General features: G+C 69.2%; 29 protein-coding genes and 1 pseudogene. 17 read left to right on the forward strand and 13 right to left on the reverse strand.

The genetic code is table 11. The features are described from left to right. Positions 1-125 precede the first annotated feature (125 nt). A pseudogene (locus tag H5398_RS08900) lies at positions 126-896 on the forward strand (transposase); the annotation flags it as partial. 189 nt (positions 897-1,085) lie between these two features. Here H5398_RS08900 and H5398_RS08905 read toward each other — a convergent pair. Next, on the reverse strand, positions 1,086-3,071 hold the full coding sequence (locus H5398_RS08905) for a VWA domain-containing protein (RefSeq protein ID WP_182799763.1): 1,986 nt from the start codon (positions 3,069-3,071) through the stop codon (positions 1,086-1,088). A gap of 299 nt (positions 3,072-3,370) precedes the next feature. Continuing rightward, a complete protein-coding gene (locus H5398_RS08910) occupies positions 3,371-4,006 on the reverse strand; it encodes an isochorismatase family protein (protein WP_182799764.1) in 636 nt (211 codons plus the stop codon). 104 nt (positions 4,007-4,110) lie between these two features. Here H5398_RS08910 and H5398_RS08915 point away from each other — a divergent pair, with 104 nt between their 5' ends. The 4 genes from H5398_RS08915 to H5398_RS17780 are packed head-to-tail and all read left to right on the forward strand — an operon-like array spanning position 4,111 to position 6,276. Continuing rightward, entirely contained in the window at positions 4,111-5,064 is a 954-nt protein-coding gene (locus H5398_RS08915; RefSeq protein ID WP_182799765.1) for a GlxA family transcriptional regulator, read from the forward strand. A 53-nt stretch (positions 5,065-5,117) separates the two neighbouring features. Next, complete coding sequence (locus tag H5398_RS08920) at positions 5,118-5,723, forward strand: hypothetical protein (protein ID WP_182799766.1); 606 nt, start codon at positions 5,118-5,120, stop codon at positions 5,721-5,723. 33 nt (positions 5,724-5,756) lie between these two features. Further along, positions 5,757-5,954, forward strand: coding sequence for a hypothetical protein (locus H5398_RS08925; protein WP_182799767.1), 198 nt, complete (start codon positions 5,757-5,759; stop codon positions 5,952-5,954). Continuing rightward, positions 5,938-6,276: a type II toxin-antitoxin system PemK/MazF family toxin gene (locus H5398_RS17780; protein WP_182799768.1), complete on the forward strand. Its 339-nt coding sequence runs from the start codon at positions 5,938-5,940 to the stop codon at positions 6,274-6,276. The genes H5398_RS08925 and H5398_RS17780 overlap by 17 nt, the downstream gene beginning before the upstream one ends. Before the next feature lie 391 nt (positions 6,277-6,667). On the opposite strand, the gene H5398_RS08935 is transcribed toward H5398_RS17780, so the two are convergent. Beyond that, the gene (locus H5398_RS08935) at positions 6,668-6,934 is read right to left on the reverse strand and encodes a hypothetical protein (RefSeq protein WP_182799769.1); all 267 of its coding nucleotides are present in this window, start codon (positions 6,932-6,934) and stop codon (positions 6,668-6,670) included. 133 nt (positions 6,935-7,067) lie between these two features. Between H5398_RS08935 and H5398_RS08940 the strand changes: the two genes are divergently transcribed. Next, on the forward strand, positions 7,068-7,583 hold the full coding sequence (locus tag H5398_RS08940; protein ID WP_370586113.1) for an AAA family ATPase: 516 nt from the start codon (positions 7,068-7,070) through the stop codon (positions 7,581-7,583). Positions 7,584-7,656: 73 nt separating this feature from the next. On the opposite strand, the gene H5398_RS08945 is transcribed toward H5398_RS08940, so the two are convergent. From H5398_RS08945 to H5398_RS08960, 4 genes are all read right to left on the reverse strand, one after another. Beyond that, entirely contained in the window at positions 7,657-8,190 is a 534-nt protein-coding gene (locus H5398_RS08945) for a heme-binding protein (protein WP_220489299.1), read from the reverse strand. 137 nt (positions 8,191-8,327) lie between these two features. Further along, positions 8,328-8,702, reverse strand: a complete 375-nt coding sequence (locus tag H5398_RS08950) for a DUF5655 domain-containing protein (protein ID WP_182799770.1) — start codon at positions 8,700-8,702, stop codon at positions 8,328-8,330. A 92-nt stretch (positions 8,703-8,794) separates the two neighbouring features. After that, complete coding sequence (locus H5398_RS08955; protein ID WP_182799771.1) at positions 8,795-9,421, reverse strand: response regulator transcription factor; 627 nt, start codon at positions 9,419-9,421, stop codon at positions 8,795-8,797. Next, positions 9,418-10,638: a sensor histidine kinase gene (locus tag H5398_RS08960; protein WP_182799772.1), complete on the reverse strand. Its 1,221-nt coding sequence runs from the start codon at positions 10,636-10,638 to the stop codon at positions 9,418-9,420. Before H5398_RS08960 ends, H5398_RS08955 begins: the two co-directional genes overlap by 4 nt. 139 nt (positions 10,639-10,777) lie before the next feature. Here H5398_RS08960 and H5398_RS08965 point away from each other — a divergent pair, with 139 nt between their 5' ends. The 3 genes from H5398_RS08965 (at position 10,778) to H5398_RS08975 (ending at position 13,941) form a co-directional block, all read left to right on the forward strand. After that, a complete protein-coding gene (locus H5398_RS08965; RefSeq protein WP_220489300.1) occupies positions 10,778-11,617 on the forward strand; it encodes a gluconolaconase in 840 nt (279 codons plus the stop codon). 179 nt (positions 11,618-11,796) lie between these two features. Further along, on the forward strand, positions 11,797-12,930 hold the full coding sequence (locus tag H5398_RS08970) for an ankyrin repeat domain-containing protein (RefSeq protein ID WP_370586098.1): 1,134 nt from the start codon (positions 11,797-11,799) through the stop codon (positions 12,928-12,930). A 126-nt stretch (positions 12,931-13,056) separates the two neighbouring features. After that, positions 13,057-13,941 (forward strand): alpha/beta fold hydrolase, encoded by an 885-nt coding sequence (locus tag H5398_RS08975; RefSeq protein ID WP_182799774.1) that lies wholly within the window; start codon positions 13,057-13,059, stop codon positions 13,939-13,941. 52 nt (positions 13,942-13,993) lie between these two features. Here H5398_RS08975 and H5398_RS08980 read toward each other — a convergent pair whose 3' ends face one another. Together H5398_RS08980 and H5398_RS08985 are read right to left on the reverse strand one after the other, a co-directional pair. After that, entirely contained in the window at positions 13,994-14,341 is a 348-nt protein-coding gene (locus H5398_RS08980) for a type II toxin-antitoxin system PemK/MazF family toxin (protein WP_182799775.1), read from the reverse strand. Next, positions 14,328-14,567, reverse strand: coding sequence for a ribbon-helix-helix domain-containing protein (locus H5398_RS08985; protein ID WP_220489301.1), 240 nt, complete (start codon positions 14,565-14,567; stop codon positions 14,328-14,330). Before H5398_RS08985 ends, H5398_RS08980 begins: the two co-directional genes overlap by 14 nt. 117 nt (positions 14,568-14,684) lie before the next feature. Here H5398_RS08985 and H5398_RS08990 point away from each other — a divergent pair, with 117 nt between their 5' ends. From H5398_RS08990 to H5398_RS09005, 4 genes are all read left to right on the forward strand, one after another. Continuing rightward, entirely contained in the window at positions 14,685-15,335 is a 651-nt protein-coding gene (locus H5398_RS08990) for a GNAT family N-acetyltransferase (protein WP_182799776.1), read from the forward strand. A gap of 275 nt (positions 15,336-15,610) precedes the next feature. Then, positions 15,611-15,928 (forward strand): hypothetical protein, encoded by a 318-nt coding sequence (locus H5398_RS08995; protein ID WP_182799777.1) that lies wholly within the window; start codon positions 15,611-15,613, stop codon positions 15,926-15,928. An 86-nt stretch (positions 15,929-16,014) separates the two neighbouring features. Beyond that, positions 16,015-16,653: a DUF2461 domain-containing protein gene (locus H5398_RS09000; RefSeq protein ID WP_182799778.1), complete on the forward strand. Its 639-nt coding sequence runs from the start codon at positions 16,015-16,017 to the stop codon at positions 16,651-16,653. Between the two features lie 168 nt (positions 16,654-16,821). Next, positions 16,822-17,919 (forward strand): AI-2E family transporter, encoded by a 1,098-nt coding sequence (locus H5398_RS09005; protein ID WP_220489302.1) that lies wholly within the window; start codon positions 16,822-16,824, stop codon positions 17,917-17,919. Between the two features lie 521 nt (positions 17,920-18,440). Here the strand turns inward: H5398_RS09005 and H5398_RS09010 are convergent. Continuing rightward, a complete protein-coding gene (locus H5398_RS09010; protein WP_182799780.1) occupies positions 18,441-18,971 on the reverse strand; it encodes a dihydrofolate reductase family protein in 531 nt (176 codons plus the stop codon). Between the two features lie 136 nt (positions 18,972-19,107). Between H5398_RS09010 and H5398_RS09015 the strand changes: the two genes are divergently transcribed. Next, positions 19,108-19,443 carry a YnfA family protein gene (locus tag H5398_RS09015; RefSeq protein ID WP_182799781.1) on the forward strand — a complete coding sequence of 112 codons (336 nt, stop codon included), beginning with the start codon at positions 19,108-19,110 and terminating at the stop codon, positions 19,441-19,443. A gap of 32 nt (positions 19,444-19,475) precedes the next feature. On the opposite strand, the gene H5398_RS09020 is transcribed toward H5398_RS09015, so the two are convergent. Together H5398_RS09020 and H5398_RS09025 are read right to left on the reverse strand one after the other, a co-directional pair. Further along, entirely contained in the window at positions 19,476-20,339 is an 864-nt protein-coding gene (locus tag H5398_RS09020) for an ABC transporter permease (RefSeq protein ID WP_182799782.1), read from the reverse strand. Next, positions 20,336-21,058 carry an ABC transporter ATP-binding protein gene (locus H5398_RS09025; protein ID WP_182799783.1) on the reverse strand — a complete coding sequence of 241 codons (723 nt, stop codon included), beginning with the start codon at positions 21,056-21,058 and terminating at the stop codon, positions 20,336-20,338. The genes H5398_RS09020 and H5398_RS09025 overlap by 4 nt, the downstream gene beginning before the upstream one ends. A gap of 129 nt (positions 21,059-21,187) precedes the next feature. Between H5398_RS09025 and H5398_RS09030 the strand changes: the two genes are divergently transcribed. The 3 genes from H5398_RS09030 (at position 21,188) to H5398_RS09040 (ending at position 23,930) form a co-directional block, all read left to right on the forward strand. Beyond that, positions 21,188-22,309: a sensor histidine kinase gene (locus tag H5398_RS09030; protein WP_182784304.1), complete on the forward strand. Its 1,122-nt coding sequence runs from the start codon at positions 21,188-21,190 to the stop codon at positions 22,307-22,309. After that, positions 22,306-22,953: a response regulator transcription factor gene (locus H5398_RS09035; protein WP_182784302.1), complete on the forward strand. Its 648-nt coding sequence runs from the start codon at positions 22,306-22,308 to the stop codon at positions 22,951-22,953. The genes H5398_RS09030 and H5398_RS09035 overlap by 4 nt, the downstream gene beginning before the upstream one ends. 176 nt (positions 22,954-23,129) lie before the next feature. Next, positions 23,130-23,930, forward strand: a complete 801-nt coding sequence (locus tag H5398_RS09040) for an MOSC domain-containing protein (RefSeq protein ID WP_182799784.1) — start codon at positions 23,130-23,132, stop codon at positions 23,928-23,930. Here the strand turns inward: H5398_RS09040 and H5398_RS09045 are convergent. Continuing rightward, positions 23,924-24,565, reverse strand: coding sequence for a disulfide bond formation protein DsbA (locus H5398_RS09045; protein WP_182784298.1), 642 nt, complete (start codon positions 24,563-24,565; stop codon positions 23,924-23,926). The two genes, H5398_RS09040 and H5398_RS09045, sit on opposite strands and share 7 nt — an antisense overlap. Positions 24,566-24,569: the final 4 nt, after the last annotated feature.

A 24,569-nucleotide genomic window follows, 5' to 3' on the forward strand; every position in this document is an offset into this window, starting at 1 on the left:
GGGGCAGGTCACCACGAACTGGAAACAGGCCCTCGCCCAACTCGCGATCGCCTACCCCGACCGGATCAACCCCTACCTCTAACCCACCCGGAGACCGAACTCCTTACACAAACAACTTGACAAGCTCTCGCCGGGTCGCGCCGGACCGGATGATCTCGACCGTCGACCCGGACACCCGGCATGCTCACAAGACCGTGGAACGCCGCCAGGATGGATTCAAGGCCCATGTGGTCGTCGAACCCGACACCGGCCTGACCACGATGGCCAGGTTGACCAAGACCAACGGGCCGGACAACTCCGACGCCACGGTCGGTGCGACGCTCGTCGTGGCAGACCCCACCCTCGGCGCCGGGGCGCCGGTGGAGGTCCTCGGTGATTCCGCCTATGCCAGCGGCACCATGCTGGCCACGTTGTCGGGAAAGCAGTGGACCCCGCTGGTCAAGCCCTGGCCGATCCGGCCCGCCATTCCCGGCGGGTTCACCCTCGATGACTTCACCCACGACCCCGTGGCCGTCACGCTCACCTGCCCGGCCGGGGTAACTCGCCCGATCAGCGCGAAGGGCAGCGTCACCTTCGGTGCCGCCTGCCGCGGCTGCCCGCTCCGCGAGCAGTGCACCACCGCCCGTGACGGTCGCAGCCTCACCCTGGGTGAGCACCACCAGTTGCAGCGTGAGCACCGACAACGCGCCACCGACGAGGGATTCCAGAAGGTCTACCGCCGGCACCGGCCCATGGTCGAACGCACCCTGGCCTGGTTGACCCGCGGCAACCGACGAGTTCCCTACCGCGGTGTCGTCAAGAACAACACGTGGCTCCACCACCGCGTCGCCGCGGTCAACCTCCGTCGCCTCCTCGCCCTGGGACTCAACCACAACGGCGGCTGGGTCCTGGGATAGGCCCCCGGAGCCAACGGCTCACGCCGATACCGACCTCACCCAACCCCACGAGCACCCTGAGGGCCCCACAGGCCCCCGATCCCCGGCAGCGTCCCGCCCGAACCCATCCCGACTGACCTCGCTCGAGCAGCGGCCCAGCCATCAACATCCCCGCCGACACCGCCAGATTGTGCGTTCTTCAGCAGGCTCCTAGCGGCGGCGGACAGCCGCGTAGACGCCGGCCCCCACGGCCCCGACGACGAGCAGCGCTCCACCCACGAGAGGCAACGCAGAACCAGCGGGATCCGCTTCGGTGGGGGGCACGTCGGTGGCATCGTCGCCCGTCTCAGCCGGGATTTCCGTCGCTGGGGACAGATCCGACGGCTCAGGTGTCGCCCCAGCGGTGGGGGAGAGGCTTAGCTCGGCGTCGGCCTCGACGTACTCGGGGGCCCCCTTCACCTCGCCGTTGACCGCGATCGAGAACCTGATCGGCACCGGAACGCCACGGAGAATTCCGTCGCGGAGCTCGCCGAGGCCAACGGCGAAGTAGTAGTCACCTGCCATTGAGAAGCCGTTGCTATTTGAGAAGTACATTCGGGGCGAATCCCACCGGTTGCGGAAGTTGACCTGGGGAACCTGGTTGATGTCGGGGCGGCTCGTGAGCTCGAGCCGGCCGTTGACCATGCGGTACATCCCCGCGCGCAGCAGTTCCTGGGAGTCCATCTGGCTGAAGTCGGGGGCGTAGACGTTTCCGGGAACGTTCAGCCAGTCCAGGCTGTGCAAGCCCTGCAACGGTGCGAACGCCGGGTCCGGCCCGTCGATCGCGAAGATGGCCTCCTGCCCCCAGTCGACACGCGTCTTGAAGAGGACCACTTCTCCCGGCACCAAATCGGTGACGTAGGTGCCCGGCTCGATCGCCAAGGCATCGTTGAAGCTGGCCCCGCCGACGACGCTCACCGGCGCCCCCGAGGCCGGGGAGGTCAACTGGTCGGAGTTGTCCCGCGGCACCGAGGCGACGCCGTCGGGAAGCGACTCGGCATCGGCTGCGGGAGCCTCCTCCATGACCCGGATCTCCACGTCGGTGGTCACCGCGGTTCTGGCGTTGCCACGCTTCACCTCGTAGACCAGTTCGTCGGCCTCGGCGCAGGCTTGTGCGCGGGCATCGGGCTGCTGGGCGCGGGGATCCAGTTGCACGGCCATGACGGTCCCGGCGGCGATCACTCCCTGTCGCTGCGTGTCACTGGCGAGTGCCCACCGGCTCGAGCACTCGAGGCCGTCCGGCGTCGAGAGCCGCCAATCCCACCGTCCTCGGTTCAGCCCGTCGGGTGCGGCGGGCATGCGGCCCACCATGCTCACCCGGATGGTGGAGCCGGGCTGCGTGCGCGGGACCCGGTAGTACTTGGTCGTCATGCCCTGGGAGGAGGAGGCGACGGAGTCGACGTACTGCCCCGCGTCGAGGAGCGGAGCTCCCTCTGGGGTCGGGCTGCCTTCGACCGGGGTTCCTTCGATGGTGAACGGGCGAGCGGTGCGCGTGGAGAGCGTGTTCAGAGTGGTGGTCAATGTCCCGGCGTCAGCGGCGTCGTAGTACGTTCCGCCGCCCGCTTCAGCGATGCACGTCAACTGCTGGCGCGCCACGTCGCCGACGCCGAAGCCGACGGTGTCGATCTGGACCCCGATCCCGGCGTCGATGATGTCCTGCACCGCCACGCACGGGTCCGGCACGCAGCGCTCCTCGCCGTCGGAAACCAGGATGATGTGTCTCTTCCCGTCCGCTCCGAGGTCCTTGGCCGCCTCCTGCAGCGAATAGGCGATGGGGGTCTCGCCGATGGCGTCGAAGGACCGGATTGCGGCAGTGAGGCCCTGCTCGTCAAGGGGTTCGATCGGGTGAACGAGCTGTGAGTCGGCACACTCCGCGGGCGTCCGCCCGGGACCGTCGACGGTGGCCCCGTAGACCCGCAGGCCCACGTCGGCGTCCTCCGGCAGTGAGCCCAGCGCCCCGATGAGCGCGGTCTTGGCCGCCTCCAGCTTGGTCACGCCGGAAGGGTCGGGCTCGTTCATAGAGCCGGAGGCGTCAAGCACCAACACGACCTTGGTCTGCTCGGTTGCCGGTGATTCATCGGCCACAACGGGTGCGACCCCCGCAGCGGCGAGCGCGAAGGCTGCGGCCGTGGCGGAGAAAATGCGACGACGAGTCATCAACCCGCTCCTCTCATCGGAAATGTTTGCAGTTGCAAAGATAGTGGATGTGTGAGGAAAGACCAAGCCTTGCAGCGACAGCCGACTCACGGGCGAGCCCACCACTCGGCGCACGCCGGTGCTCGACTGTCGAGTGAGCAGCGAGCAGCCGGCGCAGCGCCTCAGGTTCCTCCTGAGCTAACCGCCGGGAATATCCAACTCCGCCGCCGGTGGTTAATGCCAAGACGCTAGGCGCGCCGACACCTCCTGGATAGGCCGCCCGAGCCACCTCTGGACACCCCCGCCGTTGCAGGCGGTCATCAGGCGGAGAAGGCAGCGCGACCCTGTGTGGCGGAGGTACCCAGATCGCTCTTGGGGAGCGCATCGCCGGCGGTGACGGCCGTAGTCCATGCCTGAGTGGTTGCGACGGCGGCGAAGTTGGAGTGCAGGAGTACGAGCAGGGTCTCGTGGAGCTGGTCCGCGGAGACCTGGCCGGCCTCGTTGGCCAGGTGGATGGCGCCGGTGGCATCGGAGAGGATCTCTGCCGCCAGGCCGAGCTCCTCGGCGCCCACGGCCGTGGCGATGTCGCAGTTGTTGGTCATGTAGCCGACGATCGTGACGGTGTCGACCTCACGTTCGGCCAGCCACTGGGCCACGTCGGTGCCGGCGAAGACGCTGCCCTTGTCCTTGCTGACTCGCTTCCAGGAGGGGTTCAGGCGCTCCTCGATCTCGGGGTGCAGCGCCCAGCTGTCGCTGCCGACGGCGAAGACGGGTGCGCCCTGCGGCAGCTCGTGCTGCACGACGACAACGGGCAGTTCCTGCTGCTCCGCGACCCCGAGTGCGGCCACGATGTTGGCGAGCGTCTGGTCGCGCGGCGGGGCCTGGATCTGCAGGATCCCGGTGAAGTACTCCTGCTGGACGTCGACGACGATGAGTGCTCGGCGGGGGGCGGTCATGGTTTCTCCTACTGCTGTCGGGACTGTCTTGATCCATCATCGCCAGGGGCGATGGGTTATCGTGAGTGGCACAAAAGACCTTCTTCGATGGAATCAGGCCAATCATGCGCATTGCCGTTCATGCCTTCGACGACATCACGATGTTCCACCTGGCTGCCCCCTTGCTGGTCTTCGGTGAGGTCGGCCGTCAGGGCATGGCCGCGGGGTGGGATCCGGTCGTGTGGACCCGCGACGGTCGCGGCATCCGGACAGCCGAAGGCCCCCGCATCGAGGACGTCAGGGGCCCAGACGCGGTGGAGGACGCCGACCTGGTGGTCCTGCCATCCTGGCCGATCGATCTGCCCATGACCGACGAGCCCCTCACAGCCAGGATCCGCGCCGCGCACGCACGCGGAAGCCGGATCGCCGGCCTGTGCCTGGGGGCCTTCCCGGTGGTCGACAGCGGCCTGCTCGACGGCCGCGAGGCCGTGACCCACTGGGGCTCAGCCGACGTGCTCGCACGCCGTCGACCCGAGGTGAAGGTCCAGCCCGCCGCGCTCTACGTCGACCACGGGGATGTCCTCACCTCGGCCGGCACAGCGTCGGCCATCGACGCCTGCCTGCACATTGTCCGATCCCACCTGGGCTCCGCCGCCGCAGCCACCGTCGCCCGCAGCCTCGTCGTCGCACCCCACCGCGACGGCGACCAGGCCCAGTACATCGATCGCCCGATCCCACAGCCCGGGGGAGTGGGGCACCTCGGACCAACCATCGACTGGGCCCTGGCCCACCTCGACCACGAACTCACGGTCGACGACCTCGCGGCCCACGCGCGCATGAGCCGCCGCAACTTCACCCGCCGGTTCGCAGAGGCCACGGGCACCACCCCCGCGCGCTGGGTCTTGGCCCGCCGACTCGACGAGGCCCGGCGCCTCCTGGAGACGACGGCGTGGCCGGTCACGCGCATCGCCACGGCCTGCGGCTTTACCAGCGTCGTGACGTTCAGGCAGAACTTCACCGCCACCTACGCCACCACGCCCACCTCCTACCGCCAGCGATTCTCGGCTTCCTCGACGTGACGCGCTCAGGACCGTGAAAGCCGCATAGCATCGCAGCATCAGAGGAATGGGGTGTGATGAAGGTGGTGGACCGAGTGGCCGCGGGCCTGGCGCGCGGAGTGCGCGGGTGGATGGCCGTTGCCGCGGTGGTGCTGTTCGCGGTGTTCACCGCCACGGTGTTGCCAGCCCAGGCTGAGGCCGGGGCTTTCTACACGGACCGCTACCCAGCCCCGGACACATCCCTGTGGTACTCCCCGGACGACCTGTACGCAGCGGCAGAGGCGTGGGGGCCGGATGGTCGAGCCGCCTATGTCCGCGCGCGTGTGACGTTCGATGTCATCTGGCCGCTGGTGTACGGGGCGTTCCTGCTGACGACGCTCGCCTGGGTCTGGGCGCGAGGGACAGCTCCCGGGAGTCGGTGGCGATGGGTGGCCCTGCTGCCGGTCGTCACGGTGGCGCTGGACTACGCCGAGAACATCTGCGCCGCGACGGTGATGGCACGCTATCCGGCCCGGACGCCGGTGCTCGCGGAGCTGGCGCCGTTCTTCACCGCCGGGAAGTGGCTCACACTGGCGGCCAGCTTCGTGCTGTTGGCGATCGGCGTTGTCATCGCCATCGCAGCGTGGTGCCGCGGCTGGAGGCTGAGCCCAGACCAGCTTGCCACGAGACGGCAGCTGTAGACTGATCGGTCTACAATCGGGTAGAGTTGGTTCATGTCCGAGACAACGACGATCCGCATCAGCAGGGTCACGCATGCGCAGGTGACCCGATTGGCAGCCGAACGCCACGAAACGATCGATGAGACGGTGAGCAAGGCCATCCGCACGCTCCGCCAGGACGCCATGGCGCAGGATCTCCGCGTGAAGCTGACCGACGACGAGACTGAATGGCTCGATGCTGACGCCGGGTGACGTCGTCGAACTCGACTTCGGAGTGCCCGCTGGACACGAGGCCGGACTTCTTCGGCCGGCCATCGTCGTGACCGCGAGGCGGGTCCTGAGGGGCGGGCCGAACGTTATCCAGGTTGTGCCGTTGACCCGGATCCTTCGTGAGAGCAGTACCGAGGTGGTCATTGAGCCCGATGACGACAACCGACTCGCGGCCCCATCGTCGGCGCAGTGCCAGCATGTGCGCTCCGTGGCCGTGACTCGGATTCATCGGCGCACTGGCAATGTTGGGCCAGCAGCCCTGAGCGAGGTGCGCGAGATCCTGGGGTTGCTGCTGGACCTGTAGCCGCTCTGACAGGCGAGCCTAGCCGGCCTTGTGTCGTCGGGCGAGGTGGATCGAGTACGAGGACACCGGGCATGTGGCCATCTGGGAGCAGCCGGAGAGGCTGGTCGCCGACATCCTCAAGTTCGCTCAGCTCCGCCTGCCCCCACTCAGGCGTGACTTGAGGGCGGATGCCGCCGGAATGCTGTCGGTGACGGCGAAGAGACTGCAACTCGCTACCCATACAGCGGCATCTGCATATGTGCGCAGATGCCGCTGTATGGGTAGCAGCTTGCAGACCTGGGACCCGCCGGACCGACGATTCCGCGCCCGTCGGCGGTCTGATCCCGGTGTGCGCCCCAGGCTACGACAGAGCAGCCCTGGCCGATCTCACTCACGCCGGCAACCCTCGGTCTCACTTGATGTGTCCGGGAGTCTGTCTCGCGCGCTCGGTGAGGATGCTCAGGCGCGCGACGAGTCGCTGCATCGTGGGGATTCCGCGGCAGGTGACCGGGACGCCGATCAGCCGGGTCAGGACCGGTCCGGCGGAGATACCTGCGCCGGTGGCACTCGTGACCGCGTGGCTGCGGGTGAGTGTGTGCACGACAAGCTCGCCGGTTGGAGTGCGTTCGACGTGAGGCAGGACGAGCCCGATCATCCCATGCTGTCCCTCGTCGAACATCGGCTGTGGCCCCTGACTTTGTCGTCGTGCCGGAGCCATCGCGCGCTGTGGGAACTGGGTCGTGTGCCAAGCTGGCGGCGTGCCTCTGCTCACCTCCACTCAGTCACTTCAGGCGTGCCCGCGCCGCGTCTTGGTGGCTGGGACCTCCGGGTCTGGGAAGACGACCTTGGCGTCTCGGATCGCACGCCAGCTGGGCATCCCTCACGTCGAGATCGACGCGCTCTATCACGGTCCGAACTGGACTCCTCGGGAGTCGTTCATGGACGACGTGTCTGCTCTCGTGGAGGAGGACAAGTGGGTGACGGAATGGCAGTACAGCAGTGCCCGCGCTGTCCTGGCTGCCCGAGCCGATCTGGTGGTCTGGCTCGACTTGCCCGTCGCCACTGTGATGCGTCAGGTCACGGTGAGGACGATGCGCCGTCGGCTGCGACGCGAAGTCCTCTGGAACGGCAATCGTGAACCGTCCCTCTGGACCGCGTTCACCGACCCTGACCACATCATCCGCTGGGCCTGGAAGACCCGTCGCCGGACGGCTGAGCGGGTCGTCGCTCTGATGGGGGAACGCCCCGAACTGCCCGTTGTCCGCCTGCTCTCGCACCGGGAGGCGCGCGCATGGCTCGCCGGACCGCTCGCTGCGTCGTCGCGCTGAGGCAGCGGCGCACCGAGCGTAGACGCGGCTCATTGGTGGTTCTGATGCCGTCATCGGTACTCAGGTCTGACTCTTAGTCCTCGTGAGGCACCTGCGGGGGCCAGAGGACGGGCAGCACCACCTCGTTGCGACGGCGGAACCACGGCGTCCAGGGAGGGTCGAAGCGGGCGAACCGCGGGACCCCACTAGCCTCGAGGCCAGCCTGCTCAACAGCGGCGCGGAGGTCGCCCAACTGCTTCTGGTAGATGTGCTCCTTCCAGCGTCCGGTGAAGCTCTTGACCGCGGCCACCTGGACAGGCACCTGCCGGACGGAGATGCGCGGGTCGGACGGTGTCGGCAGCGTCTCCAGCGTGAAGTGAGAGGGCATCACGAAGGCCACCGCCTGTCGGCCTGACTCGGCTCCTGGCTGCTGGACCACGGGTGAGGTCATCTCGATCGTGGTGGGCGCCTGCTCCTGCAGCACCGGCGCGGTCATGGCGACCTTGCCTCGGGTGCTGTTGCGGCCCGAGATGAAGCCCACCAGCACCCCGAACGCCTCGTTGCCCGCGCGGGTGAACGAGGCGTCCACCTCCACCTCCGCCACGAGGTGTGCTGGGTAGCGGCGCACCTCGAAGTGGGGGATCGCGTGACGACGTCGTACGGCTGCTGTTCCGTCATGCCACCAGCGTGACACCCCTGGGCGGGCGGCCCACCCGGAACTCACACATCCGGCCCGTGAGATGTGGGGCAGTGGGACCAAGCTGCTCAGCCCGCGTTGCGGAAGGCCTCGACCATCCAGCCGCGGACCTCATCGTCGACCTCTTCGATCCGGCGGAGTTCGATGTGGTGCATCCACATGGTGCTGGACGGGTGGGCGACCTGCTTGAACCGGGGGGAGATCAACTCGTGAGGCAGGACCACGGACAGTACGGCCGGCACGTCGCTCTTGACGTACTGCCCGGGACGCCAGAGGTACAGGAAACCCTTGCTCCGCCTGAAGGCGATCTGGCTCTTCGTCACGTGTACGGACGCCTCGCCGATGTCACGAACCGCCTGCTCCACTGCCGCGTACAGTCTCAACCCAACCGGAGAGCCGTCGAAGAACCCCTCCGGGGTGCGCTCGGGCTCGCCCGTCCCCATGGCTCCCATCGTAGCCACCCCAGGGTGCGCGTACCTGCCCGACGCGCCCAGGCGCGACCCTGGTTCCGCATGCCACAGTCCGTCGCGCCTGCTCAGGTGCGAATGATCCGGCGCTCAATGGCAGCCGCCACCGCGCCGGCACGCGTGTCCACGCCGAGCTTGGTGTAGATGTGGGAGAGGTGGGATTTGACGGTGGCCTCCGACACGAAGAGCTCGCGCGCCATCTCCTTGTTTCCCAATCCGCGGGAGAGCAACTCCAGGACCTCCACCTCGCGCTCGGTGATGGTGACGGCCCCGGGGGTGGCGCGCCGCACCAGAGTGGCGGCCACCGACGGCGCCAGCACGGTCTGGCCGCGGGCAGTGGCCCGGATGCCGGCGAACAGTTCGTAGGGTGGGGCGTCTTTCAGTAGGTAGCCGCGCGCGCCCGCGTCGAGTGCGCGCAGTACGTCTGCCTCGGTGTCGTAGGTGGTGAGCACGAGCACCTCCGGCGGGGCGACGAGGCCGCGAAGCGCCGTCGTGACCTCCGCTCCTCCGGGTCTGCGGTCCCCGAGGTTGAGGTCGACCAGCACCACGTCGGGCCGCTCGTCGGTCACGACGGCGACCGCGGCTTCGAGCCCGTCGACGTCGGCGATCACCTCGAGATCGTCCTGGCCGTCGAGGAGCGCGCGCAGGCCGGCGCGGACCACGGGATGGTCGTCCACCAGAACGATGCGGATCACGGGGTCTCCAGTGGTGGGCGGATCGGAAGGTGAACCGAGATGGTGGTGCCCTCGCCGGGCGCGCTCTCAACGTACGCGGCGCCGCCGAGCGAGACGGCCCGCTCCCGGATCCCCGCCAGCCCCCGTCCACGTGCACCCCGGACTCGCGCCTGGGCGGGGTCGAAGCCGCGTCCGTCGTCGCGCACGTCCAGGACCACCTCGTCGGAGTGATAGGTCAGGGTCAGGGCGACGCGATCCGCTTGGGCGTGCTCCCGCACATTGGCCAGGGCGCCCCGCGCGGTTCGCACCAGGGCCGCCGCGACGTCCGTGGGAAGCGCCTCAGGCTCTCCGTCGACTCGCACCTCGACCTCCATCCCAGGTCCGAACTGTTCCGCGACCCGGTGCAGGGCGGCCGGGAGTCTGCCGCGAGGGTCGTCGCCTTCGAGGTCCGTGGGCGCGAGGTCGCGCACCACTCGGCGCACGTCCTCCAGGCTGTCGCGGGCGGTCGCGGCCGCGGTCCGGGCGTGGTGACGCGCGCGCCCGGGGTGGCTGTCCCAGTCCTGGTCCGCGGCCTGGAGCAGCAGGTTGATGCTGGAGAGCCCCTGGCCAACTGAGTCGTGGATGTCGCGGGACAGGCGGGTTCGCTCGGCGAGGGCGCCGGCGCGCTGCTGCTCGTCGGCCAGGTCCTCCTGCGCATCGATCAGCTGATCAAGCAGGTCCTGGCGGGCCCGCGACTCCAGATCGAGGGCACGGAAGGCCATCACAGTGACCAGCGCCACCCCGACGGGGCCGACGACCTGCACCGGGTCGAAGTCCTCCACAATCCGCTGCCAGGCCGCGGTCAGCAGCAGCATCATCGCCACCACCGTCCCCACCGCCCACCCGAACGGCAGCACCCGCAGGACGGCGAAGGCCACCGGGACGGCGCACCACGCGAAGGACGGCGCGGCGGCGGTGAGTGCCCCCCACAGGACGACCATCCCCACCACCCACGCCGCGGGCCACCACGGGCGCGACGACATGAGGCCACGGGTGGCGTAGGCGAGTCCGAGCAGCGCCGCTCCGGCCAGCACCGCGACGCCGGCCGGGTCGAGCCCGTGCCGATCCACGTAGCGGACCGCGGAGGTGACCAGCAGCACGATGAGCACCACGAGGAGCCAGCGGTCGAGCCGGACGGCGGGGGCCAGGATGCCGTGCACACCCGAGGCGCGGTCTCGGACGTCCGTGGGGGTGCTCATGGTGTCCTCATCGTATGGAGAACCCCGGCGAGCCGCATCAACCAATCGGCTACCCAGCGGTGGCCGTTCCACCGACGCGCCGCGCCGGCCGCGCACGCAGACTGGACTAGTTCGCAGACCCCAGTTCGAGGAGATCACAGTGACTCGCCACACACGCCCGACCATCACGTTCGCCGTCGCGCTGCTCGCCACCCTCGGCCTGGCCGTCGGCGCGGCTCCGGCTGTGGCCGACGGCCCCCGCCCCACGACCTACCAGCTGACGGGCGACGTTGACTCCACCACCGGCTCCAAGTTCGAGGGAATCGGCGCGGACGAGCGGCGGGGTCTGTTCTACGTCAGCGAGGTCACCGGCGGGGAGATCCACCGCGGCTCCGCTCACTCAGACGAGACCGTGGAGTGGCTGGACGGCGACGGGACCGACGGCCGCTTCACCGCGAGGGGCATCACCGTCGACGAGCAGGGTCGCGTCGACATCGCCGGTGGCCCCAACGGCATCGGCACCGGCCGCCCTGACCTGTGGGTGTACGAGGCCGACGGCACGCTGCTGGCCGCCCTCCGCGCGCCCGGCGTCGGCGTCTTCCTCAACGATGTCGCGCTCGGGCCGGACGGCGCGGCCTGCTTCACCAACTCCAACGACGCCCAGGTCTTCCGCGTCGCCGACGACGGTGCAGGCTGGCAGGCGAGCCTCTGGGCCGATGCCACCGACCGGGTCGAGCGGCTCGCCGGGTTCAACCTCGACGGCCTCGTCCTGCGCGGCAACCAGCTCACCGTCGTGCGCAACTTCAGCCGGATGATCGCCACTCTGCGCCTGTCGGCCGACGGCTCCCGGGCGGTCCTCCTGGACCAGGAGGCCACTGCGGCCGACCGGGTGCTGACGACTGCGAAGGGGCTGCGCGGACGCATCCTCTACCTCGACAGCAAGTTCGACGAGCCAGTCGCCACTGGCCCCTACGAGATCCTGACAGACCCCACCCGATGAGGCGCATCACCCGCACCGCCATCGCCGCCGTCCCGATCGCGCTCCTCCTGAGCGCGTGCGGGTCTGGCGAACCAACGGCGTCCCCCAGTACCGTGCCCTCAGACCGGTCGAGCAGTAGCGCGACGCCCGAACCGACACCCAGCGTCGCCCCTAGTGCTTCACCCAGGAAGGACGACCCCGTGCCCGAGCCCTCTCTCAACGCCCAGGAGCAGGCAACCCTCGACGAGCAGCTGCGGGATGCAGCGTGGGCCAACGACGTCGCGCTCGCCCGACGACTCGTCGAGGCGGGCGCGGATGTGAACGCCAAGGACGAGACCGAGCAGTCTGCCTACCTCGTCGCTACCAGCGAGGGATACCTCGACCTGCTGCGCCTGACGCTCGCCAACGGAGCGCTTGTGGACAACAAGGACAGCTGGAACGGCACCGGTCTGATCCGTGCCGCCGAGCGCGGGCACGGACTGGTGGTCGGGGAGCTGCTGCAGGCCGGCATCGACCGCGATCACATCAACCGGATCGGCTACCAGGCCATCCACGAGGCCATCTGGCTGGGCGAGGACACCCCGACCTACGCCACCACAGTGCGGGTGCTCGCGGCGGGCGGCGTCCAGCTGGACCTCACCTCGCCGTCGGCGGGGCTGACGCCGCTGGAGATGGCCGTGGAGCGGGGTTTCGCGGGCCTGGAGCGGATCCTACGGGCGGTGACGGCCGCCGATAGCCCCGCAGACCCGGACGCCGCGCTGCTGCAGGGGGCCGAAGCTGGGGACGCCGACGCTGTCGCCGTTGCGCTGCGAGCAGGCGCAGACATCGAGGCGCGCGACGAGCGTGACCGCACCGCACTGCTCCTGGCCGCGACCTTCGACCATGTCGCGGTGGCGGAGGTCCTCGTCGCGATGGGTGCCGATCCCGACGCGCTGGACGACCGCCACGACACGCCCTGGCTGGTCACGGGGGTGACGGGCAGCGTCGCGATGCTCGAGGCGCTGCTGCCGGCGAACCCCGATCTGACCATCCGCAACCGCTTCGGCGGATTGTCGCCGATTCCTGCCAGCGAGCGCGGCCACGTCGAGTACGTGCGTCGCGTGGTGCAGACCGGCGTCGACATCGACCACGTCAACAACCTCGGCTGGACCGCGATGCTCGAGGCGGTCGTCCTCGGCGACGGCGGACCCCGGCATCAGGAGATCGTGCAGATCCTGCTCGACGCCGGCGCCGACCCCACGATCGCCGACCGTGACGGCGTGACGCCGCTGCAGCACGCCGAGCGACGCGGCTACGACCGCATCGCTTCCATCCTGCGCGGCAGCACCAGCTGAGCCAGCGAACGGTCCGCACAACCCGAGCTCACCCTCCGTGGATCGCAGACGCCCGCGTCGGGCCCCCGCGGACTCCGGGCGCGCCTAGGATCGCGTCGAGGACACCACGGAAACCGGAGGATCGCCATGACCGTCGAGGCCGTTACCCACACCGTCGAAGTTCCCGGGGCCACCATCGTCTACGACGTGCGCGGGCCGCTGCCCACCGTCGACGGGCGGCCCCCGCTCCTGCTGATCGGGCAGCCCATGGACGCCACCGGCTTCGCCACTCTGGCGTCGCACTTTCCGGACCGCACCGTCGTCACCTACGACCCGCGGGGGCTGGCCCGCAGTACCCGTAGCGACGGCCGCACCGACAACGACCCGCTGCAGCACGCCGACGACCTGCATCACCTGATTCAAGCTCTGGGCGCCGGTGCGGTGGAGGTCTTCGGCAGCAGCGGGGGAGCGGTCGACGGGTTGGCGCTGGTCGCCGTCCACCCTGAGGACGTCCGCCTGCTCGTCGCGCACGAGCCGCCGCTGACCCATCTGCTGCCGGATGCGGACGCGGTGCTTCGCGCCGAGCAGGACGTCAATCGGGCCTACCGGGAGGGCGGCTTCGGCCACGGAATGGCCCGGTTCATCGCCTACACCTCCTGGGAGGGTGAGCTCACCGACGAGTTCTTCGACGGCCCCGCCCCGGATCCCGCAGCCTTCGGCCTCCCCTCTGAGGATGACGGCTCCCGCGACGACCCGTTGCTGTCCGGCGACTCCGACGGCGTCGTCGCGTGGACGCCGGGCCTCGATGCACTCGAGTCGTCCGGCGTGAGGTTGGTGATCGCCGCGGGGGAGGAGTCGGCGCGGCAGGTGACCGGGCGGTCCGCCGAGGCTTTGGCGGAGAGGCTGGGGCTGCCCCTGACCATGTTCCCCAGCCACCACGGCGGGTTCGTCGGCCCGGAGTTCGGCTGGCCCGGGCAGCCAGAGGCGTTCGCCGCCAAGCTCCGGGAGGTCCTGGACTCACAGACCAGCTGAGGACGCCGACCCTTGGGCTACTTGGCCTTCGCCTGATGGAGGGGGCAGCGACCTACAGGTGGAGGTGCAGCCTGAGGGCGTCGTCGAGCTCGGCCATCAGGTGAACGGGGACCCGGCCGATGACAGGGCCGAGTCGGTCGATCGAGACTGACCGAACCTGCTCAGCCTGTGCCTTGGAGTCCACTCGGGTGCCTGTGTCCTCAGCTGGCAGAAGCGCTTGGAAGGGGTAGACGTGGGCGGTGTTGCTCGCGAGGGGGACTACCGTGACCACGCCTCGTCCGAGCCTCGCGGCGACTGTGTTGGCGTGGTCGTTGCTCACCACGACGGCTGGGCGACGCTTGTCAGCCTCGCCGGCACGGGCAGGATCGAGGTCCGCCAGCCGGATCTCACCGCGGAGCATCGGTCAGCCCGTCCGCCGAGGTGGAGTCCCAGTCGCGCGCGTCCCCGGACGCTTCCCACTCCTGCCATGCGGCGGCGTACGCCTCTTCGAGTTCCTGGTCTCCCAGCAACCGGATGGCCTGCTGGATCGCCGCAGACCGGGACCGCAGCCCTGCCGCCTTGGCGTACTTGTCCAGAGCCGCGACGTCATCCTCAGAGAGACTCACGCTCAGTTTCACCTGACTCATGCCACCACGGTAGCATCAGGAGTAGCGCCCGGGTGAGTCGTAGAGTCCTGTCGCCTTCCGGATCGCTGCGAGCTCCGTTGTCGGTGAGATCGGGAGGGTTGGCGCCACACTGGGCACATGTCTCGTTTGTCCCTGGAGCAGATCTGGCCACCGTTCGCGCTTCGGATAACGGCCGGAGACCTTCTGCTCACCGTGATCCGCGAGGGTGATCTGCCGGAGCTCATCGAACTCGTCCTGGACGGCATCCACGACCCGACTCAGATGCCCTTCCTCTTCCCGTGGACCGATGCGCCAGCAGACCTGCTGCCCGCCAACTACGTGCGCTACTTCGGGCGCACCCTGGCCGGTCAGACCCCCGAGACGATCACCCTTCAGCTGGTGGTCCGACGGGCGGGTCAGGTGCTCGGGATCCAGGCGCTTGAAGGGGAGGGCTTCCCCGTGACCCGGACTCTCGAGACCGGGTCGTGGCTCGCCGGCCGCTTCCATGGCCAAGGCATCGGCACCCGGATGCGTCAGGCCGTGTGCGCCTTAGCGTTCGACCATCTCGGTGCCGAGCGCATCACGTCCTCCGCGTTTCTCGACAACCCTGCGTCTCTGGCCGTGAGCCACAAGGTGGGTTACCGGCCGAACGGGCGCCAGTGGGTGTCGCGGCGGGGGGAGGCCGCCGAGCAGGAGCGGCTGCTCCTCACTCCCGGCACGTTCGTGCGTGGAGACCCGGTCCACGTCGATGGCGCCGCCGAACTCAGGGTCTTCCTGGGCCTTGCCTGACGTGATCGCCATCCAGGCGACTACGCAGCAGTCGGCGGCAACCGTGAGCCGGTACGCAGTCCGGACCGGCGCTTGACCCCTTGGGCGACAGACCCGCCCATGAGGCTCAGAGCCCACAGGGTGATCGCCACATCGATGACGCCTTGGCTCCAGGTGCCGGCGGAGCTCCGGCTGTCGCCGTCCTTGGGCACGATTCGTCCCGGAAGGGCTTGGAGAGCGGATCGTCAGAGATCTGTTCAGGCGGTAGGAGCGCCGCGTAAGGAAGTGATGTGGCCATGGCCACCAGCCGACCCAAAGCCCTGACGAAGAACTTCGGGCCCAAACGCATACTCCTCGCCCTTCTCGAAGTGCCGGCCGGAGCGGCCGCCTTGTGGCTTGCGTGGACCCTCACTGCCGCGAATCCGCTCGAGGAGATCTTCGAGAACTCGAGGGTGAACCTCGTTCCCGGCGCCCTGATCCCGTACGTGGTGTACATGAGCATTGCAGCACTCGGGATCTGGCTCGTGTTCGACTCGTTCTCCACGGGATCTGGCGCCCTCCGCCAGGTGTCCGACCGGCGACGGCGCCGACGCCTGCATTCTCACCACAGGTGAATCACCGACGACAGCCGCCAGCGCCCCTCCTCTCGCCGGCCTCCGTGCAGCTGCGATGGAACCACACACCGTCTACCGTGGGCCGCATGAGTTCATTCGAGGGGGTCCCATTCGAGGCGGTGGACTTCTACGAGGAGTTGGAGCTCAACAACTCCCGCGAGTGGTGGGCCGTTCACCGTCAGCTGTACGACACCGTCGTGAGGGCTCCGATGGAAGGGCTCGCCGCCGCCCTGGAGGACGAGTTCGGCCCTGCGAAGCTGTTCCGCCCCAATCGCGACGTCCGCTTCTCGCAGGACAAGTCCCCGTACAAGACCCACCAGGGCATCGTCGTCGCGACGGCCTCCCGGATGGGCTGGTACGTGCAGATCAGCTCGGCGGGCCTGATGACCGCGGCCGGGTGGTATGCGGGCACGGCCGGCCAGGTCGCTCGCTACCGCGGCGCCGTCGACGACGAGGACTCGGGGGAGGAGCTGCAGCGGATTGTCGACGGGCTTCGGGAGGATGGTTACGTCATCGACGGCGACCGTCTGAAGACACGGCCGCGCGGTGTCGCAGAAGACCACCCGTTGGTCGAACTGCTGCGCCACCGGACGCTGACGGCTGAACGCCAACACGGAGCCCCGGGGTGGTTGCCCACGCCGGAGATGTTGGATCGCGTCGCCGTGGACTGGCGGGCCTACCGCCCGCTGATGGCCTGGCTCGGCGAGCACGTCGGCGAGGGCTGAATCGCCCGACGGCCTTCCGGCAAGCTCGATCAGCTGGGGAACGACGCTGAACCAGCGACTGCTAATGTTCGCCGCATGCGTGGGGCGTCCCCGACTGCCCTTCGTACCCGAGTTGGTGACGTCGGCATCGCCCGCCGGGGCAAGCGCACGACGACGAATCGAGGCATCGTGAGTGACACCCCGCAGCGGGCCCAGATGGCCAGCCTCCTCCGGGTCGGGAGGGCGAGCTGGGCGGCTGTCGGCGCCATCGTGCTGCTGGTGATCCTGTCGGCGGCGCTCGGAGCCATCAACGGAATCGTCGTGCCGCTCATCGTCGCCTTCATCATCGGGGTGGTCCTGGAGCCGCTCGTGTCGCGGCTGGAGCGCCGAGGCCTCAGCCGGCTTCTCGCCGCTGTCGTCGGCCTGTTCGTGGCCATCGCGCTGGCCGCGGCGACGGTCACGGTCGTCGTGCGCGGCTTCCTCACTGAGTTGCCCCAGATCTACCAGCAGCTGTGGGCTGGCTGGAACTCGTTCGTGGCCTGGGGGCGGACCCTCGACCTGGACCCGCTGATGCTCGAACGGATCAGGGCCAACCTCGAGGAGTACGCACCGCGCTTGGCCCAGGGCGTCGTCGGCCTGGCGTCCGGCACCTTCTCCGGGGCGCTGGCGTTCGGCATGGGCACCTTCTTCGCCCTCTTCTTCCTCTTCTTCGTGCTGCGGGACGGCCGCGACTTTCCGGGCTGGCTCTCGCGGGTCGCGTCGTGGGACGCCGGACTCACCGCCGACGTGGCCACCGTGGTGCAGCAGTCGCTTCGCGGCTACTTCAAGGGCATCTCCATCACCACGCTGCTGACGGCACCCATCTTCATCGTGCCGCTGCTGCTGCTGAACGTGCCGTTGGCCGGCTCGATCTTCATCCTGTACTTCGTCCTCTCTTTCATCCCATTCCTCGGCGCCTGGATCACGGGCGCCTTCGCGGTGCTGATCGCCTTCGGATCCGGGGGAGCCTCCACCGCTGCCATCATCGCCATCACGTTCGTGATCTCCAACGGCACCATTCAGAGCGCGGTCAGTTCGTGGGCGCTCGGCTCGGCCCTGCGCATACATCCGCTGGTGGTCCTGCTGTCCACCCTGATCGGCGGCACTGTCGCGGGCCTCCTCGGCATGGTCCTCGCGCCGCCGCTCGTCGCGGCGGCCACCAAGTCCGTCGCCGTCGTCCGGGAGCGTAAGGCGATGGCAGGCACCGGGCTCCCCTCTCCAGATCATGAGGCGGCGCCGGCAATCTGATGAGCCGGATGGCGACGCTGTGACTGTCAAGCGACGCGGCCGGAGTCTGGGGAATTCTCAGGAGATTCTTCGTTTCAGGGTCTTGTGCTGGCTGCCAGACAGGCGTTCAATGGTCTGTACGCGAAAGGCCATCGACAAGCACAACCCTCGGGAGAAGCTGAAGATGGAATGAGCGGTCGAGTGGTTTCCAGATGGATTGCCGACGATCTACATCGCCGACGCCCGCCGAGACGGACGGGCAGGTCTCAGAGCCACTCGAGTCCGGGAGCCGTCCTCCCCCGAACAATGTGCGAAGGCCGAGCATTGAAAAGTGCTCGGCCTTCGTTCTGTTCTCGGAGGGAGGCGCTGGAGTCGCCGGGGATGGTGGGCAAACGCTGGGTGAGGCCTCTCCTCAGCTGCAGGATTCTACGTGGAGCGCGGTTTCTGCATATATGCACAGAAGCCGCGCTCTGGATAGCAAGTTGCAGGCCGGGCCCGAGATGCAGCACGCCGTCGGCCTGACCAGCTCGTGAGCTGCAAGCTCAAGCGGGGACGTAGCTCAGCCGGAGGACGTCACCGTCGATGCGGTCGGCGCTCACCAGGTGCAACGGCGGCCGAGGCCCGGCGAAGTACGGATCCCCATGGCCGAGCACGACGGGGTGGAGATAGATGCGGTATTCGTCGATCAGCCCCAGGTCGGTCAGGCTTCCGGCCAGCCGTGGGCCGGCCACTGCGATCTCGCCGTCGTAGTCCGCCTTCAAGCGCCGGACCGCGACCTCCAGATCCCCCTCGACCAAACGTGCGTTGGGGCCGGCCGAGGTGAGGGTGCGGGAGACGACCCACTTCGGCTGGCTTCGCCACGCCGTCGCGAAGGCACGCTCGTCGTCGCCCCAGGAAGGATCATCGTCGTCCCAATAGCTCATGATCTCGTAGATGCGTCGGCCGTAGAGCGAAGCCGCCTCGGCCTTGGCCTCCTCGATGAAGTGCCGGAAGAGCACGGGGCCGGGGGCGAACCTGTCGTGGTCCACATAGCCGTCAAGCGACTGGTTCATCCCGAAGACAAGCTTGCCCATGCTCTGATCCTTCCCTAGTGCCCCTCTGGCGCCCACATCCACAACTATGGCTGGCTATCCGAGCTCCGACCAGAGCCACCTTGATCCACCTGCCGAGCGCGATGCTGCCGAGGCTCGCCTATGGCAGCATCAACGCATGGTCACCCTGAGGTCCGTCGTGCTGTTCGTCCTCGCCGCCGTCGCCGAGATCGGCGGCGCGTGGCTGATCTGGCAGGGGGTCCGGGAGCACAAGGGCTGGGTCTGGATGGGGGCAGGGGTGGTCGCGCTCGGCCTGTACGGGTTCGTCGCGACCCTCCAGCCTGACGCGAACTTCGGCCGCATCCTCGCCGCATACGGCGGGGTGTTCGTCGCCGGTTCTCTGGCCTGGGGGATGGTGATCGACGGATTCCGGCCGGACCGATACGACGTGGTGGGCGCGCTCGTGTGCCTCGTCGGGGTGGCGGTCATCATGTATGCGCCCAGAGCCGCCTGAATCGCGTCGCGACGCCAACCGGCGGGTTGCAGTCACCCACGACGGGTGACGGCCTCGCGGCGCGACGCCATGAGGGCGACCGTTCCGAGGGCGACGGCGGATCCCGCCACCCACACCACGTGCACCCACAGCGGGCGGGTCTCGGCGCCGGTCCAGAACGCGACGTCCGAGGCGGGCATCACCAGGTGGTGGGCCAGCTGGCCGAAGTGGAAGGTGGGTAGGAAGGCCGCGATGTCGCGGAGGACCTGAGGCAGCTGGTTCATGGGCACGAAGAACCCGGACGCGAAGGCCAACGGCAGGAACACGAGGTTGGCGATCATGGCCGCGGCGCGTGGCCGCGCGACGAAGGCGATCGCGAAGCCGAGAGTGCTGAACGCCAGCACGCCGGCCAACATGAGCAGCCACACCTGCACCCAGGTGCCGAATGGGAGGTCGGCCCCGCCCAGGAGGAACGCGAGCGAGGCGATGGCCGCAACGATGACGGTGCCGAGCACCAGCGCATTGGCGAGCTTGCCCACGAGATACACCCAGGTGGGCAACGGCGTGGCGGACAGGGTCCGCGTCCAGCCCCGGCCGCGTTCCTTGGCGACGTCCTCGCCGAAGGTGAAGATGGCCAGCGACACCACGCCGTAGGCGCACATCGACACTGCCATCACGAGGCCGACGACGGTGCCGCCCGGCAGGACGCCGTCGGCGTTGGGTAGCCCGAACATCGCGTACAGGATGACGGGGATCGCGATGGCCCCGGCGGCGAACTCAGGCGTTCGCAGGCTGGCGCGCAGCTCGGTGGCCGCCGCCAGGAGGGCGAGACCGGCGAGGCTGCCGTTGGGTCGCGCGGCGCGACGGGTGGGCGCAGTCGGGGCGCCCTGGCGTGAGGGTGAATGGTTGGTGGTCATCGGTCGTCTCCGTCGTCGAGGGCGGAGGATCGCTCCGCGGTGAGGGCGAGGAAGACCTCTTCGAGGTCCTCGTTGCCGTGGTTGGTGAGTGTGTCGGCGGTGGTGTCCGCGACGAGCCGGCCCTGGGAAACCACCAGCACGCGATCCGCCACCGCGGCCGCCTCCGCGAGGTCGTGGGTGGCGAACACGATGGTGGCGCCGTCCAGCGCCCGGGCCTGCTCCCAGAACGTGCGCTTCGCCGCCACGTCCATGGCCGCGGTGGGCTCGTCGAGCAGGAGGAGCTCGGGCGCCCCCACCAGGGCCAGAGCCAGGAGCAGGCGTTGGCGCTCGCCTCCCGAGAGGGTGGTGACGGTGCGGCGGGCGCGCTTGGTCAGGCCGGTGCGGCCGAGCACGTCGTCGACGTCGAGCATCTGCGGGTAACTCCGCCCGATCAGCCGGACGAGCTCGCGCACCGTCACCTGCTCGGGGAGCCCGGCCGATTGCAGCATCGCCCCGATCCGGCCGCGCACCCGGGGCCCGGGCTCCTCGCCCAGGACCCGCACCGAGCCGGCGGACGGGCGGATCAGCCCGAGCAGAAGCTCAAACGTGGTGGTCTTGCCCGCCCCGTTGGGGCCGAGCACCGCCACGATCTCGCCCTGCTCCACGGCGAGATCCATCCCGTCGAGGGCGGTCACCTCTCCGTACTCCTTCCGCACCGCCTCCATCTCGAGGACTGTCATGATGCGCTCCTTTCGTCATCCACCACGCTAGGGACGGGGTGGGGGAGGGCGGATGTGCCGGATGGCACCAGATGCACCCATGACCAATGGCAGGTCCCCCGGCGCGCCCGGCTCTCGTAGCATCGGGATGTGGCGAACAAGGCGGAGGAGGTCCTCAGCGCAGGCGCCGGCCTCGTGGCGGTGCTGGTGGTGGGCGTGGCCGTGCTCGCCGCGCGCGCGGAGATCAGCGTCGACCCGGTGATCATCGCCGCCTGGTGGGCGGCCTACCTCATCTACCTCGGCGTGTTCCTGGTGGGTGCCGAACTGATCCGCCGCCGGCCGCCGTGGCCGGCCGGCGTGACGGTCGCGGTGCTGTTCCTCACGGCTTCCTCCATGTGGCTCCTCGCGCCGCACCTCGGCTGGACCGCGCTGTTGTCAGTGGTGACGACGGCGGTCGCGGCGTTCGACCTGCAGTCAAGGGCCGTCGTGGCACTGGTCGCCGCGCAGACCCTCGTCATCCCCGTCGGTGGGGTGCTTGCTGGGTGGGAACCGAGCGATGTGGTGTTCCAGACGCTCGCGTATCTGGCGTTCCAGGTGTTCGCCGCGCTCGTGGTCACCACCGCCCGGCGGGAGGCCACTGCGCGAGCCCAGCTCGCCGCCGCGCACGCAGACCTCCACGCCGCTACCGCCTTGCTCGCCACCTCGAGCCGGGAGGCGGAACGGCTCCGCATCGCGCGTGACCTCCACGACGTGCTCGGCCACCAGCTCACCGCCCTCGCCCTGGAGCTCGAGGTGGCCACCCACCAGGTGAGCGGGGCCGGGCGGGAACACGTCCTCCGCGCCCGGACCATCGCGAAGGACCTCCTCGGGGACGTGCGGACAACCGTCGGCGAGCTGCGCGACACCCGGACCGGGCTCGAGCCCACCCTGCGCGACGTGATGGAGCGGCTCGGCCTCTCCGTCGACCTGCGCGTGGAGGAGCGGTCGCCCCTCGACGACGCGCGCAGGCTCGCTGTCGTCCGGGCGGTCCAGGAGATCGCCACCAATACGGTGAGGCACTCGGGCGGCACGAAACTCGAGGTGGAGGTGGTGTCCGACGACGACGGGCTGAGGCTGCGTGCCCATGACGATGGAGCCGGGGTGCGCCGCATCGAGCGCGGCCACGGGTTGACCGGGATGGCGGAGAGGTTCGAGGCACTCGGCGGGGAGCTCGAACTGGAGTCCACGCCGGGGCATGGCTTCACGGTGACCGCCCGGGTGCCGGCTCCATGATTCGGGTGGGCCTCGTCGACGACCAGACGCTGGTTCGGCAGGGGATCCGCAGCCTGCTGGGGCTGAGTGACGAGATCGAGGTGGTGGGCGAGGGGGAGGACGGCGACGCGGCCCTCGCGCTCCTGGCCGACACCGATGTCGATGTGCTCCTCCTCGACCTTCGCATGCCTCGCCGCGACGGCATCGCCACCCTGGAGGCGCTGGCGGAGCGCGGCTCGACCGTGCCGGTGCTGGTGCTCACCACGTTCGATGACGACGAGCTCGTCCTGCGGGCACTTCGCGCTGGGGCCCGCGGCTACCTGCTCAAGGACGTCACCCTCGACCAGCTCGTAGGAGCGATCCGCACTCTGGCGGCCGGCGGGACGCTGCTACAGCCCGGCCTGACGGATCGATTGTTCCGCGCGGCCGCGGCGCACCCCGCCGGTGTCGAGGCCTACGAACGCCCCGAGCCGCTGACGGCGCGCGAGACCGACGTGCTGCGTCTAGCGGCGGCGGGCTACTCGAACGCGGAGATCGCGGCCGCCCTGCACCTGGCCTCGGGGACCGTGAAGAACCACCTGTCCAGCGTGTTCCTCAAGCTCGGGGTACGGGACCGGACCAGGGCGGTGCTGCGGGCGCTGGAGTTGGGCCTCCTCGAGGGCTGAGGATCGGAGTCGCGGATTGCCTGCGGGGCGCAGGGCCCCTACTACCAGGACGCTGCTCGCATCGAACTGCGAGGCGTGTTCGACTACATGGCCGACTACGACATCCACCCGGCCCGGCAACTCGTTCTCCCGGCCTGAGGTCGGGCGCAACCGGTGAACTGCGGCACAATCGTTGCGTGACAGATGAGCGGACGCTGCAGGCCAGGCGGCCTGAGGCGCACGTGAACGTCTCCCGGATCGGCTTCACCTCGCTGAAGGGGGCCCGCCACGTGCCGCGGCCATTCGTGGACCTGACGTTGGCCGGGCCGGTGGGAGACCGGGTGTTCTGCCTCGTGGACCCTGTGCGCGGCAGGGTGATCCGCACCGTCGAGAACCCCACCCTCATGCAGACCACCGCCACCTGGGCCGACGGTCTGTTGACCGCCACGCTGCCCGGGGCGGTGGTGGAGGGAGCGCCGGGGTTCACAGGCGAGACCCGCGCTGTCGACTACTGGGGGCGTCGGGTGACGCTCGAGATCGTCGACGGGCCTTGGGCCGAGGCTTACTCCTCGTTCCTGGGCCGCGACGTGGTGCTGGCGCGTGCAGGAGGGGGCGACGTGGTCTACGGAGCCAGCGTCAGCCTGATCACCAGCGGTTCGGTGGTCGAACTCTCCCGGAGGGCCGGGATGCCGGTCCTCGACGCGCAGCTGCGGGCCACGTTCACCGTGCACACGGACGCGCCGCACCTCGAAGACGGCTGGATCGGGCGTCGGATTGCCCTGGGAGAGGCCGAGGTCGAGGTGCGCCGCGCGATCGCTCGCTGCCGGGTGATCGACCTGGATCCCGACACGGGCAGGGGTCGCACCGAGGGGTTGAAGGCCCTGGCGGACTATCGCCGCCAGGGCAACGAGCTCGTGTTCGGGGTGGACGGCGTCGTGACGAAGGCAGGTCGCGTCCACGTGGGCGATACCGTCAGGCCGGTCAGAGGTCCTCAATGACTGCTCGGGAGCCGTGGTGGTCGGGAGCGGGCTCGCCGGAGCTCGGAGAAGGCTTCGTGCCTCGTGAGCGTCAGGAGGGCGTCGTAGAGGTCGAGGGCCTCCTGCCCGTCGGGGATCGCGTCGAGCACGGGTCCGAACCAGGGCATGCCGTCGAGGTGGAGGATCGGGGTGCCGGCGCCGCGGCCGAGACCTCGCACGGCGTCCGCGTGGCTGTCCGCCAGCGCCCCGTCGTAGGTGTCGGTGTCGGCTGCCTCGACAAGCCAGGCGGGTAGCCCCACATCAGTGAGGGCGGCTTCCAGGGTGCCGCGGAGCGCGTCGGGGTCTGGACGCCTCCATCGGGCGAACCACCTCGTGCCGAAGGCGGTGTACAGATCACGGAGGATCCCCTCGCCGACGTGGACGGCAGCAGCCGTGAACACCCGCGACGGTCCGGCGGTCCGGGTGACGTTGGCCTGGTAGGCGGTGCCCTGATGATGCCCCTCGTTGAGGATGCGCAGGCTCATCACATGGTGTCGCAGTTCAACAGGCCGAGAGGGGGCAACCTCTTCGAGCCAGCGGGACACGATCCATGCGTAGGGGCAGACCGGATCGGCGTAGACGTCGATGACCGTGACCCGGTCGGTGTGGCCGGTCATGGGG

The sequence above is a fragment of the Tessaracoccus sp. MC1679 genome, from assembly GCF_014164775.1.
In the GTDB taxonomy this organism is placed as follows: domain Bacteria; phylum Actinomycetota; class Actinomycetes; order Propionibacteriales; family Propionibacteriaceae; genus Arachnia.

Bases quoted from the DNA above. Each gene is read 5' to 3' on its own strand.
- H5398_RS08905 (WP_182799763.1), bottom strand. From the start codon at position 3,071: ATGACTCGTCGTCGCATTTTCTCCGCCACGGCCGCAGCCTTCGCGCTC.
- H5398_RS08910 (WP_182799764.1), bottom strand. From the start codon at position 4,006: ATGACCGCCCCCCGCCGAGCACTCATCGTCGTCGACGTCCAGCAGGAG.
- H5398_RS08915 (WP_182799765.1), top strand. From the start codon at position 4,111: ATGCGCATTGCCGTTCATGCCTTCGACGACATCACGATGTTCCACCTG.
- H5398_RS08925 (WP_182799767.1), top strand. From the start codon at position 5,757: ATGTCCGAGACAACGACGATCCGCATCAGCAGGGTCACGCATGCGCAG.
- H5398_RS17780 (WP_182799768.1), top strand. From the start codon at position 5,938: ATGCTGACGCCGGGTGACGTCGTCGAACTCGACTTCGGAGTGCCCGCT.
- H5398_RS08935 (WP_182799769.1), bottom strand. From the start codon at position 6,934: ATGTTCGACGAGGGACAGCATGGGATGATCGGGCTCGTCCTGCCTCAC.
- H5398_RS08950 (WP_182799770.1), bottom strand. From the start codon at position 8,702: ATGGGGACGGGCGAGCCCGAGCGCACCCCGGAGGGGTTCTTCGACGGC.
- H5398_RS08960 (WP_182799772.1), bottom strand. From the start codon at position 10,638: ATGAGCACCCCCACGGACGTCCGAGACCGCGCCTCGGGTGTGCACGGC.
- H5398_RS08975 (WP_182799774.1), top strand. From the start codon at position 13,057: ATGACCGTCGAGGCCGTTACCCACACCGTCGAAGTTCCCGGGGCCACC.
- H5398_RS08980 (WP_182799775.1), bottom strand. From the start codon at position 14,341: ATGCTCCGCGGTGAGATCCGGCTGGCGGACCTCGATCCTGCCCGTGCC.
- H5398_RS08985 (WP_220489301.1), bottom strand. From the start codon at position 14,567: ATGAGTCAGGTGAAACTGAGCGTGAGTCTCTCTGAGGATGACGTCGCG.
- H5398_RS08990 (WP_182799776.1), top strand. From the start codon at position 14,685: ATGTCTCGTTTGTCCCTGGAGCAGATCTGGCCACCGTTCGCGCTTCGG.
- H5398_RS08995 (WP_182799777.1), top strand. From the start codon at position 15,611: ATGGCCACCAGCCGACCCAAAGCCCTGACGAAGAACTTCGGGCCCAAA.
- H5398_RS09000 (WP_182799778.1), top strand. From the start codon at position 16,015: ATGAGTTCATTCGAGGGGGTCCCATTCGAGGCGGTGGACTTCTACGAG.
- H5398_RS09010 (WP_182799780.1), bottom strand. From the start codon at position 18,971: ATGGGCAAGCTTGTCTTCGGGATGAACCAGTCGCTTGACGGCTATGTG.
- H5398_RS09015 (WP_182799781.1), top strand. From the start codon at position 19,108: ATGGTCACCCTGAGGTCCGTCGTGCTGTTCGTCCTCGCCGCCGTCGCC.
- H5398_RS09020 (WP_182799782.1), bottom strand. From the start codon at position 20,339: ATGACCACCAACCATTCACCCTCACGCCAGGGCGCCCCGACTGCGCCC.
- H5398_RS09025 (WP_182799783.1), bottom strand. From the start codon at position 21,058: ATGACAGTCCTCGAGATGGAGGCGGTGCGGAAGGAGTACGGAGAGGTG.
- H5398_RS09035 (WP_182784302.1), top strand. From the start codon at position 22,306: ATGATTCGGGTGGGCCTCGTCGACGACCAGACGCTGGTTCGGCAGGGG.
- H5398_RS09045 (WP_182784298.1), bottom strand. From the start codon at position 24,565: ATGACCGGCCACACCGACCGGGTCACGGTCATCGACGTCTACGCCGAT.